This window comes from Thalassospira sp. (assembly GCF_048059015.1).
Lineage (GTDB): Bacteria > Pseudomonadota > Alphaproteobacteria > Rhodospirillales > Thalassospiraceae > Thalassospira.
Window position 1 is genome coordinate 68,391 of sequence record NZ_JBLLNT010000001.1, and the last position, 10,411, is coordinate 78,801.

Genomic DNA, 10,411 nt, shown 5'->3' on the forward strand with positions numbered 1-10,411 from the left:
GGTCTAGAGCGGCTGGTGGTCAGCGCCGCTCGCCCGGACGGCGTGACATTAACGCCCAGTCGCGAGCTTCTAGCCAGCGTGCGACAGGTTGGGGTCGTCGTCCCGCTGGTGGTTCGATCCACGCACGCAGGCCGGTACGAAATCCTCAGTGACCCCCAGGTTTGGGTTGCGGCGGGTCGAGTCGGCCTGACGGAAGTGCCGGTGGTGGTGCGAGACGATTTTCCAGAGTCTCGCATCCGTCGCATTGTGGCCTTGCACTACACCGATGGTCGTCGCAATCCGATGCTTGAGGCCGAGGAATTTGCGGCGGAACTGGCCGATCAGGGCGAGACCAGTCACGGGGGGGTCAGTCAACTGGCGCGACGGCTGGGCCTGAGTCGAAGCTATGTTGCGCATGCCTTGCGACTGTTGCTCTTGCCGGTTTGGATCCAGGACAAAGTTCGGTCCGGTCGATTGAGTGGCGGTCATGCACGGGCCTTGGTGTCTGTGCCTGAAGCAGGGCAACGCCAGCTCGTGCACGACGTTGAGGTGGAACGGTTATCGGTGCGTGCCACCGAACAACGGGCGAAAGGGTTGCGTGAAGCGAATGCCCCTGAAGCGAGCGAATCCACAGACGACCCAGACACGCGCCGGTTACAGGCGGAAATGACAGAGTTGATTGGCTCGCCGTTCCGGCTTGCCGGTGGCAAAGTCGTGATCGATTACTTCGACGATTTAGATGTTTTACAAGGGATCTTAGTGCGGTTAGGATATATCGCAAAATAAACGTAAAATATACGTAAATAGTCCGTGAAAATTAGACGATTAGTCAATCTTTTGGCGCTTTACGAACACCACTAAGTGACTGATTATCCTAGCAATGTGCAGTTCTGCGCTAGGGACAATCTCCTACAACCGCCCAAAAAACTGCGTTTTAACGCCCAGCGGGTCCGTAGTTCATAGGCTATCTCATTGAATTTTAACGTAAACCTAGGCGTAAAAATCGTGTTGACGGTTTGTAACCTTTAATTTTGCGAATGTGTTGTAACGTGATCGACCCTCGCCATTTTTGGGGTGTTCGACATGAGGAAGGGATTGGGTGTATTGCAACAGGCGCCAGCGTGCCCGAATTGCGAAACGGGTTCGTTGTGGCGTACGACGAGCCTCCAAGCACCCTTCGGCAGCAAAAGCTGGGTGTGTTCAAACAATCCTCGGTGCGGCTATGTCGCGGACGATCATAACGGCGCGCCGCTGTCGCACTATGACTGCCCCCGCTGTGCTCGACCCCTCCAACTGATTCAATCGCTCAAGCGCACAAAGTGGCGCTGTAGCGGTTGGTTTCAGGACGACGAATGTACGGCTATTTTTGATGACCGAGGGGGCGTGCCGGTTTGGGTGGCTGAAAAGACTGCGAAATCGGCCACCGTCTTGCGACCCCGGCGCATGGATCGGAGTTCACTCGGGTGAGCGGACGTAGATTCCTTCTATTGGTTGTATCGTTAACGGCGGTGTCTGCGCTGGGTCAGGAGTTGCGCGAGTCGACGCGCACGGAGCATGCCTTTCAGGATCTCTCTCCGCAGGCTCGACAATGGCAGCTGACGGAACCGCAGTGGCGTCGATATCAAGAACTGATGTCTGGCGTGCGCGGTCTTTGGACACCCAACGCAGATCCCTTGTTGGTATTGGGGGCACATGCCAAGACGGCGCAAGAGCGGCGTCACTTTGCTGACCTGTATGTTGCGCGGGAATTCGAACGCGTGGAAGGGGAGCTGGCCTTCCAGCGAGCGGTGACCGCGGCGTGGGCGCGCAACTATCCTCAGCACAACCGAATCAACCCAATCGCCCAGGTCCATCCACGTCAGGATGCGATCAAGGCCTTGCTCGAACAAGGCCAAGTACAGCGCTATGGCATCGTGGTGGACTCGAACTGCTCGGCCTGCGACGACGTTGTGCGCGCATTTATTGCCAAAGCCACCCAGGGGCAGCATCCACCGGTCGATTTTTTCGTCCGAGACACCGGCGGCGACGGTCAAGTACTCACACGGTGGGCCACCGCGCGCGGCGTCCCGGTGGAAGCGACCGTGCAGGGCCGCATTACGCTCAACCACGGACACGATTACACCGGTGCGGTGCCACAGACGTTTGTCTTACAGGGGGATGGCCAGTGGCGATCGCTCGACTAGTCGTGTTGGCATGCTTGTTACTCATGGCGCGCAACGTCGCGGCAGAGTCTGTGTCGCGATTGATTGGCCAGGTGAGTGACTATTGCCGTGTACCGGCGGGGCTCCTGTATGCCGTCGCTCGAGTTGAAAGTGGTCGTTGGGTCGCCGGTTCGGTGCAGCCTTGGCCATGGACTTTGAATGTCGCCGGGGAAGCTCGTTATTTTGAATCGCGTGAAGCCCAATTCACGGCGCTCATGCAGGCGCTGCAAGCCGGGGAAGGGGTCGATATTGGTCCCATGCAACTCAATTGGCGATGGCAATTCCATCGATTGATCTCACCATGGCTGGTCACCGATCCGGTGTTTAACTTGGTCACGGGCTGCAAGATTCTCCGTGAGCTCTTCGATCACCCAGATTCAAAAGGGTCCTGGCATTGGGCCATCGGTAAATACCATCGTCGGTCAGATGCACCTAAGCATGTGGCCGCCGCCAATCGATATGCCGATCGCGTGGTGACGCTCTGGTCGGGGTCGGAATCGTGAGGCCTTGGGTATGGGGGCTGTGGATGCTCGCGGTGCCCGCCTGGGGGAGTCATCAGGGTGGTCCACCAAATGACCTGCTTGTGTTGTTCGACTCGGGCCAAACCATCTCAAGTACCCCCTACCTTAAGAAGATCAATGACGCCGTCGCAGAAAAAGAAGCCGCGCTCGCGCGCGCGCAAGCGCAATGGGTCGCGCCGGACATCAGTCAGATGCAGTTGAGCGAGCGAGATCTTTTCCCACTTCGAACGACTTTAAAACCCGGGGCGCCTGTGGAAATCACGGTGGCGGGGCTTACACAGACGCTCTATGTGATCGGAATGGATGCCCAATCGCTCGGATGGCTGACACAACAGTTCCCGCAACTGAAAGCGCGTGGTGCCGTGGGTGTGGTGGTCGCTGCCGAAGATCCAGAGGCCTTTGTCCGATTGCGGGCTGAACTTTTGTCTCACGGACTGCTGTTGGACATTGGGGTAGGGGATGCCATGGCCGAAGCCTATGGCTTGTCCAGTTATCCCGCATTGTTGGTGGCCCCATGATTCAATCGCATCCGATTGAAGCCTTGCTGCGTCCACCGGTGGAGTTGATGTGTGGTGTGGTCGCCATGGGCTGCGGCGTCATGGCGGCGCTGGGACCACAATATTTCATGATCACGCCAAGTGTGGGGGTGGGTGCCGGGGTTTGTTTGTTGCTCTTTGGCGGTTGGTGGATCGGCAAAGGCCTGCACATTGTTCGCTACCAACGGAATTTGCGTCGGTTACCCCATTTCGGCATGACCCCGAAGCGCATTCCAATCAGTAAACGATGGTTGTATCTGGGTCGAGGCTTTGCTTGGGGTGAGCGCCACACGCAACGGTTACACGACACGCGGCGGTCCAAGTTTCGCCGATTCGTACAACCCAACGCCTTATGGCGGTGGGTGCGCGCGAACGAACCGCAATGGCAAGACACCTGGCTTTTCAAACTGACGTCTTGGGACCATTGGCTGAATCCTGTTCGACCACTGCCTGCAGTGGGCGGCACCCCCCATTTGCACGGTGTGGAACTGCGCGAGTCGGACCTTCATATGCCATTGGCGGACCGGACAGGCCATACGTTGGTCTTGGGTACCACGCGGGTCGGCAAAACGCGTGCACTGGAAGTCATGGTGACCCAGGACATTCGTCGCGGTGAAACGGTGATTGTTATTGATCCGAAAGGCGATGCAGATCTGTTGCGCAGTGTCTATACCGCCTGTGAGTTGAGTGGGCGGGTGGGGGACTTTCAACTCTTCCATCTCGGTTATCCAGAAATTTCGTCCCGTTACAACGGCGTGGGTCAATTCAATCGCATCACGGAAGTGTCGACACGGGTGTCCTCTCAACTGAGCGGCGAGGGCCAAAGCGCGGTGTTCCGCGAGTTTGTCTGGCGGTTCACTAACATCGTCGCTAAGGCGGTGGTTGCCTTAGGCCAACGACCCGATTATCGGACCATCCTTCGACACGTCACCAACATTGATGATCTCTTTGTGCGTTATGCCGAGGCGTTTTTCGACAACGATGAAGCATCTCTAGTGCGTGTCGCGGATATTGAGGCCACGGTCAATCCCGAGCGGCAACCGCGGTTTTTGCAGGGACGCCCCAAACGGCTGATCGCGTTTGAAAGCCTCATTGCAGAAACGGGACGCACGGATGACGTGTTAGAAGGACTGCGTTCTGCCTTTAAGTACGAAAAATCCTATTTCGACAAGATTGTCGCGTCTCTGTTGCCGCTCTTAGAAAAGCTGACGACGGGGCGCGCTGCAGAACTTTTAAGTCCGGACTATTTGGATCTGGAAGATCCTCGTCCCATCTTCGACTGGCGGCAAGTCGTCAATCAATCGAGCGTGGTCTATATCGGTCTGGATGCGCTGACGGATTCTGCGGTGGCCTCTGCGGTCGGCAATTCAATGTTTGCCGACCTCGTGTCCTATGCCGGGGAACGATACAAGCATGGCGATGGACATGGCTTTCGGGCCGAACACGACGATCACCAGCAGCCGATCGTCGTGCACCTGGACGAATTTGCCGAACTTATGGGCGATGAGTTTATTCCCATGATTAATAAAGGGGGTGCGGCCAACCTACAAATCACGGCGTACTCCCAAACCTATGCGGATATCCACGCGGGGATTGGCTCGGATGCAAAAGCGAAGCAAGTGGCGGGTAACTTCAACAACCTCATCATGTTTCGGGTCAAGGACATCGAGACGGCGTCAATTTTGACCGATCAGTTGCCCGAAGTGAGTGTGCATGACATTACATTGATTGCGGGCTACAACGATTCCAGCGACCCCAACACAGATATCGATTTCACTTCGCGGCATGAGGATCGAATCACCTCGAGTCGTACCCCAATGGTGGAAGCGCATGATGTGGTGCGCCTGCCGAAAGGGCAGGCCTTCGCGCTGTTGGAAGGTGGCACCTTATATAAGCTTCGTTTGCCATTACCGGCACAGCCGCGGACCGGCTCCTTTCATACCGCGTTTGAACGCATTACCGAGGACATGGAGGAGCGGTATCGCACCAGCAGTCATTGGTGGATGGCGGACGGCAGTGCCCGCGAGGGGGTGAGCTAGTTGTGGCTACGCTCGCCGACCAACATCCCGCCAATGCTCATACGCATGAGGGCGCACCTCGCCGTCGCGCTTGGCCGATGCGCTTGCTGGGATTTCTGCTTCTGTCGCTGTGTGTCTCGATACTGATGGAATGGATCGGCATGGCGTTTGTGTATGACCAGCCGTCCGCGACGCATTCTGAAGCAATGGTGATTCAAGAGGTCACCTACCTACACGCAGATTTTCGGGAGGCCGCGTTTGGTAGCGACCCCGCCGAACTGATCACATGGGTGGCCGGTCAGGCCTACTACTACGTCATGGTCTGGACGCACCTCGAACGAGGATTGGCGTGGTTGGCGCAGCAGATCGGGTTTCAGCCCTATTTCATGGCGGTCATGAATATGGTGCAGCTGTTCTTTATTCGGGTGGGCATTTTAACCTTTTCCCTCCCGGTCTTTGTGCTGTTCGCCATCGTGGGGGTAACGACGGGGTTGTCCATGCGTGACATTCGTCGTTGGAGTGGTGGGCGCGAGTTTGGCGGGGTATATCACATTGCCAAACGTTTTGCGCCAAAGGCGTTGCTGGTGGCGTGGTTTGTCTATCTCACCGTCCCGATTTCGATGCATCCCAATTTCATCATTTTGCCGTGCGCCGTTTTGTTTGGCGTCAATCTCCTAATCGTCACCGCCAGTTTTAAGAAGTATCTATGAAGGGAGCGGCGAAGAGAGCAGCGCTGTGGACCCTATTACTCGGCATTGGGTGTTTCACACCCACCTGGGCGGCCGACAACGAAATGTTCAGTGAACAGCGCAGTGCGTTTCAGTCGGCCAATGCCGGGTCTGCGCAGTTTGACCACACAGATTCCATCGCACTCATCAGTGCCACAGTCGTGGTGTTAGCCATGATGTGGTTTGCCTGGGTGGTACTCAATGCTTACAGGGCGTGGGGGGCAGGTGTGTCCGAGGGGATGGATGCAGGCAGCCAGGTACTTCGTGCCCTGTTTGTCATGCTCATCACGATGCTGATCGTAAGTTACTAACCATGACTCAAAAGGAGTTCAACATGAAACAACGTCTGATTCGTCGATTCGCAGGAGCATTCGCGCTCCTGGGCATCTACCAGACCTCGTTTGCTGCATTGCCGACAACGGCACCGCCCTCACGCGGTGATGGTGGGGGAAACTTCATCACGCTGCTACAGAACTATGCGTTCGACATTGCCATCTTCGGTGGATTGGCGGTGGCTGCGGTGCTGTTTTTTGTCGTGTCAAAAAACGTCATCGGAACGTACTCGGAAATCTCAGATGGTCGTGCGACCTGGGGTGCGCTGGGTATGCAGTCGGTGGTCGGGGTGTTGTTGTTGGTGTTCATCATCTTCCTGATGGCACAAGCAGCGACGGTGCTTTAGGTCTGTTGGCGTGAGCTCCGAAATCGAATTCATTCCAGACCGACTCAATCAAGAGCCGGTGATCTTTATTGGAATGACCGATTCGGAGCTCCGCTTAGGCGCCGTGGTGTCCGTCTGTTTTTGGTTGCCGGTGTGTTTGGTGTTAGCGGCCTTGTTAGGACAAGCGATCTTGGGGATTGCGGCAGGTGTAGTCTTGGCGTTAGCCAGTATGTGGTGGATGGGGCGCAAGCTGCGTGTCCTCAAGCGTGGGAAACCGCAAGGATTTCATGTGCTCGCGATTACCGCGTTTTTTGAAGATGCGGGCTTAAAAAGCAAAACCATGATTAGAGAAAGCCGCAGCTGGGATGTGCGGAGGACAAAACGATGAGTACGAAATACGAAAATTTGTTGGCCGGTAAGAACGAAACGATTCGCGCCCTATGGGCAGCTGTATTTATTGGATTTGGACTGGCCGTCGTTATGGGTGTGGGCTGGATGTTGGCACCCAGCCAACTGCGCATTCATGTGCCGCCAGATCTCAGCCACGGCGCCGTGTTGCGCGTGGATGAAGCGGGGCAGTCCAATGTGTATGCCTTTGCTTACTACATTTGGCAGCAGCTGTACCGATGGCCGAAGGATGGTGAGACCGATTATGAAGACCGTATTCATATGCTGCGTCATTACCTGACACCGGGGTGTTTTCAAGATCGCCTCGATGATTTTTCGACCCGTCGACAGCGCCGAGAACTGAATGGACGAGAGCGAGCCGTCTGGGAAATACCAGGCCGAGGATTTAGCCCGGAGCGGGTCGTACCGCTGGGCAATGGCAGTTGGCGAGTGTATTTGGATTTATTGATCGAAGAAACGATGTTGGGGGAGCCGATCAAAACGCGCGCGGTGAATTATCCGTTGAGCGTGGTCCGTTACAACATTGATCCAGAACACAATGCGTTTGGGATGGCCCTGGACTGCTTGGCAGATACCCCGATGGCGATTGAGTTAAGCGAGGGGCAGGAGCAAGTGTTATGAGGGGATTTCGATGGTGCGTGGTCGTGGGCGCGTTGGTGTCGAGCCAAGTCACCTGGGCCATTCAAACGGTGTCTTGGGACAAAACGGCGATCGAAGTGGAATTGACCGTCGGTGTCGAGCAGATGGTGCAATTCGAGGGTGCGGCGGATGTCGGGGTCAGCGGGGCGATGGCGAGCCCTGATGTATTCCGTCACTTATTTGTCGGTAATACCGCGTATTGGACCGCGCTACAGCCGTTTGAGACGCATCGGGTACAGATACGACTGCACGAAAGCGGTGAGTTTGTGCTGTTTGATGTGCGAGCGATTACCCGACAACAGCCACCGAAGTCCGTGGAGCCGCTGCGTGTGGTCACCGCGTCCCTGAACGCCGTCGCAGATGAGCCGGTGGTCAGTCGTCAAGCCGCCACGCCAAATCGGCAGTCGGCAACGATGTTTGATCTCATTCGTTACGCCGCCCAGGTCGACCATTCGCCACAAAGGGTCGTCGAGCCCGTCGCTGGCGTCCGGCATTTGGACGTCTTGGTGACCTCAGAACTCAGTCGGCTGTACAACCACCCCGACGCGCCCAAGGTCGATATGTTCGCGGTCAGTGGTTGGTCGGGGACCGATTTATATGTCACCACGATCGAGATTCACAATCGTACCGCAGACGCCATCGTGATTGATCCGAGCCGGTTGCAGCACACTGTACGTAAACCCATGAATGGGGCATCCCACCACTTTATTGCCAGCGCGATGGTTCGACCGACTTTGGCCCCGCGGGGTGAAACGGGGGATCGCACTCGGGTCTACATCGTGACGGACAAACCGTTTTCAGCGGTTGTGGACTTATAGGAGCGATTATGCCGTCAAACATCATCATCAAAGTGATTGTCGGGGTGGTCATTCTCGGCGTCATCATGGTTTGGGTGTTCAATCGAGACGCCGGTGAGGCGGTTCCCTCGAGTGAGCCGGCGGCGCGCGTGGGCGGTCAACCGTTAGACGAAGAGACATTGGCCGCGATCGGCGTAGAAGGAGATACCCCAGAGGATGTCGTTCGCACATTAGTGTCGAATGTACGTGAGCAAAACCGACGCTATGAGGAACTTGCGACGGTGAATGAGCAGTTACGCGCAGACAACGCCGCGCTGCTCAATATGCAGGACACGATTTGGCAACGTTTGAGCAGCGATGTGCGGGGGCTCACCAATACGCTCGCGCGTGATCAGCAGGCGGAATTGGTGACGACGCGCAATGAGATGCAGCGCTTGTTGGATCAAGCACGGACCCAGTCCCACGTGGTGAATTCCGCAACCGTCCCCGTTATTGATACATCAGGGATCACCTGGTTGTCGCCGTTAGACGGGGGCGGGGAAGACAGTGCGTCTACAGCAGGACGCTTTAACGTGCCCTGGTCTGATGAGTCGTCGGTGCCTTCCTCTTTGTCATCTTTGGGTGGCGGAGGTAGCGCGGATGAATATCTGACACCCGCGTATACGATCGCGAAAAATTCTACGTTGGTCGGCGCGACCGCCTTTACCGCGTTGATCGGCCGAGTCCCGGTGGGCGACAACGTGGTGGACCCATACACCTTCAAGGTGCTCATTGGCCGCGACAACCTCATTGCGAATGGCCAAGAGGTACCCGAATTTGCATATGCCGTGGTCAGCGGCAAAGCCGTGGGTGATTGGACGCTCGGGTGTGTGTCAGGGGATGTATTTTCGATGACGTTTGTTTTTCCAGACGGGCGCATCACGACAATTCCAGAACCTAAGGACATCCGTGATGGGGCGACCAACACGCCAGATTTGAAGATTGGGGAATTGTCGGATGATGTCGGCAACCCGTGCGTGGTGGGGAAAAAGATCAGTAACGCGCGGAAATATTTAGTGCAACGCGTGGGTGCGGTGGCGGCTGGTGCAGCGGCTCGAGCGGCCGCCGCTGCAGAAACAACCACCACGCTCAACTCTGTCGGCGGCATCGGGGTCGGTGGGACCACCATTGTGACCGGCGATAAGAGTGAGTTCGTGTTGGATGAAACGTTAGCGGGCGCCGCCCTCGAAGCAGCGCAATGGATTAGAGACCGTCAAGCGTTGGAGTTTGATGCGATCTATGTCGAACCGGGGGCCAAGGTGGCCATTCATGTCACAGAGGAGTTGCGCATTGACTACAACGAAGTGGGTCGAAAAACGCATCACGCAGGTTTTTTTCAGAGAGGAGCGTTTCGTGAATTGGATTAACTGGATGAAGGGACTGGGCGTCGTGATGGTGGCAGGCCTACTACTTGGCTGTGCTCAGACTGGCAGCAACGGCAGCCCGCTCCCCACGGATGGTAAGAAGATGGTCGACATCTACTATGGTGCGGCGGGGTTGGATGAGAAAGCAGTGAACCCAGATGAGCGGGTCGAGACGTTGTGTCGAGGCTTGGAGACGCGGGAAGCGCGTCGATCGTGTCAGCAGCGTGCGGAAGGAATGGGTCTGGTAGTCGATGAAGCAGCGCTACTGAGCGATGCCCCGCTCGGTGAAAAAGTGGTGGGCACACAACCGCCGCCACTCTATGTGGATTACAACCGCACCGCCGAGAACGAGGTGCGCAATCTGTTTCCGAGATTGCCGAACCCAGACATTGGGATCTACATCTATCCGCACTTGGCCACGAAACAGGAGGTTCCGATTCCCGGCTACGCCACGGTGATTCCGTTGTATCAGAAAGTACAGTACGCGCTCCCCGGTGAATCGACCGAACCGTTGGTACCGTAA

The 10,411-nt window shown here is 56.5% G+C and carries 13 protein-coding genes; all 13 read left to right on the forward strand.

The features are described 5' to 3' along the window. Positions 1-15: 15 nt before the first annotated feature. The 13 genes from ACMZ66_RS00345 (at position 16) to ACMZ66_RS00405 (ending at position 10,411) form a co-directional block, all read left to right on the forward strand. On the forward strand, positions 16-765 hold the full coding sequence (locus tag ACMZ66_RS00345) for a ParB/RepB/Spo0J family partition protein (protein WP_416933374.1): 750 nt from the start codon (positions 16-18) through the stop codon (positions 763-765). Between the two features lie 677 nt (positions 766-1,442). Continuing rightward, positions 1,443-2,162: a TIGR03759 family integrating conjugative element protein gene (locus ACMZ66_RS00350; RefSeq protein ID WP_416933376.1), complete on the forward strand. Its 720-nt coding sequence runs from the start codon at positions 1,443-1,445 to the stop codon at positions 2,160-2,162. Positions 2,163-2,185: 23 nt separating this feature from the next. After that, positions 2,186-2,683: a hypothetical protein gene (locus tag ACMZ66_RS00355; RefSeq protein WP_416933377.1), complete on the forward strand. Its 498-nt coding sequence runs from the start codon at positions 2,186-2,188 to the stop codon at positions 2,681-2,683. 23 nt (positions 2,684-2,706) lie between these two features. Continuing rightward, entirely contained in the window at positions 2,707-3,219 is a 513-nt protein-coding gene (locus ACMZ66_RS00360) for a DUF2859 domain-containing protein (RefSeq protein WP_416933379.1), read from the forward strand. After that, positions 3,216-5,276 carry a type IV conjugative transfer system coupling protein TraD gene (gene traD, locus ACMZ66_RS00365; protein WP_416933381.1) on the forward strand — a complete coding sequence of 687 codons (2,061 nt, stop codon included), beginning with the start codon at positions 3,216-3,218 and terminating at the stop codon, positions 5,274-5,276. The genes ACMZ66_RS00360 and traD overlap by 4 nt, the downstream gene beginning before the upstream one ends. Positions 5,277-5,278: 2 nt before the next feature. After that, positions 5,279-5,965 (forward strand): TIGR03747 family integrating conjugative element membrane protein, encoded by a 687-nt coding sequence (locus ACMZ66_RS00370; RefSeq protein ID WP_416933382.1) that lies wholly within the window; start codon positions 5,279-5,281, stop codon positions 5,963-5,965. Beyond that, positions 5,962-6,294, forward strand: coding sequence for a DUF3262 family protein (locus ACMZ66_RS00375; protein WP_416933384.1), 333 nt, complete (start codon positions 5,962-5,964; stop codon positions 6,292-6,294). The genes ACMZ66_RS00370 and ACMZ66_RS00375 overlap by 4 nt, the downstream gene beginning before the upstream one ends. 23 nt (positions 6,295-6,317) lie before the next feature. Then, positions 6,318-6,662: a TIGR03745 family integrating conjugative element membrane protein gene (locus ACMZ66_RS00380; RefSeq protein WP_416933386.1), complete on the forward strand. Its 345-nt coding sequence runs from the start codon at positions 6,318-6,320 to the stop codon at positions 6,660-6,662. A 10-nt stretch (positions 6,663-6,672) separates the two neighbouring features. Beyond that, positions 6,673-7,029 carry a TIGR03750 family conjugal transfer protein gene (locus ACMZ66_RS00385; RefSeq protein WP_416933388.1) on the forward strand — a complete coding sequence of 119 codons (357 nt, stop codon included), beginning with the start codon at positions 6,673-6,675 and terminating at the stop codon, positions 7,027-7,029. Continuing rightward, positions 7,026-7,670, forward strand: a complete 645-nt coding sequence (locus ACMZ66_RS00390; RefSeq protein ID WP_416933390.1) for a PFL_4703 family integrating conjugative element protein — start codon at positions 7,026-7,028, stop codon at positions 7,668-7,670. The genes ACMZ66_RS00385 and ACMZ66_RS00390 overlap by 4 nt, the downstream gene beginning before the upstream one ends. Positions 7,671-7,705: 35 nt before the next feature. Further along, on the forward strand, positions 7,706-8,506 hold the full coding sequence (locus tag ACMZ66_RS00395) for a TIGR03749 family integrating conjugative element protein (RefSeq protein ID WP_416933392.1): 801 nt from the start codon (positions 7,706-7,708) through the stop codon (positions 8,504-8,506). Positions 8,507-8,514: 8 nt separating this feature from the next. Further along, positions 8,515-9,891 carry a TIGR03752 family integrating conjugative element protein gene (locus ACMZ66_RS00400; RefSeq protein ID WP_416933394.1) on the forward strand — a complete coding sequence of 459 codons (1,377 nt, stop codon included), beginning with the start codon at positions 8,515-8,517 and terminating at the stop codon, positions 9,889-9,891. Further along, on the forward strand, positions 9,878-10,411 hold the full coding sequence (locus ACMZ66_RS00405; RefSeq protein WP_416933396.1) for a TIGR03751 family conjugal transfer lipoprotein: 534 nt from the start codon (positions 9,878-9,880) through the stop codon (positions 10,409-10,411). The genes ACMZ66_RS00400 and ACMZ66_RS00405 overlap by 14 nt, the downstream gene beginning before the upstream one ends.

Coding starts and splice junctions, on each gene's coding strand:
- ACMZ66_RS00355 (WP_416933377.1), top strand. CDS start 2,186: ATGGCGCGCAACGTCGCGGCAGAGTCTGTGTCGCGATTGATTGGCCAG.
- ACMZ66_RS00360 (WP_416933379.1), top strand. CDS start 2,707: ATGCTCGCGGTGCCCGCCTGGGGGAGTCATCAGGGTGGTCCACCAAAT.
- traD (WP_416933381.1), top strand. CDS start 3,216: ATGATTCAATCGCATCCGATTGAAGCCTTGCTGCGTCCACCGGTGGAG.
- ACMZ66_RS00375 (WP_416933384.1), top strand. CDS start 5,962: ATGAAGGGAGCGGCGAAGAGAGCAGCGCTGTGGACCCTATTACTCGGC.
- ACMZ66_RS00380 (WP_416933386.1), top strand. CDS start 6,318: ATGAAACAACGTCTGATTCGTCGATTCGCAGGAGCATTCGCGCTCCTG.
- ACMZ66_RS00390 (WP_416933390.1), top strand. CDS start 7,026: ATGAGTACGAAATACGAAAATTTGTTGGCCGGTAAGAACGAAACGATT.
- ACMZ66_RS00400 (WP_416933394.1), top strand. CDS start 8,515: ATGCCGTCAAACATCATCATCAAAGTGATTGTCGGGGTGGTCATTCTC.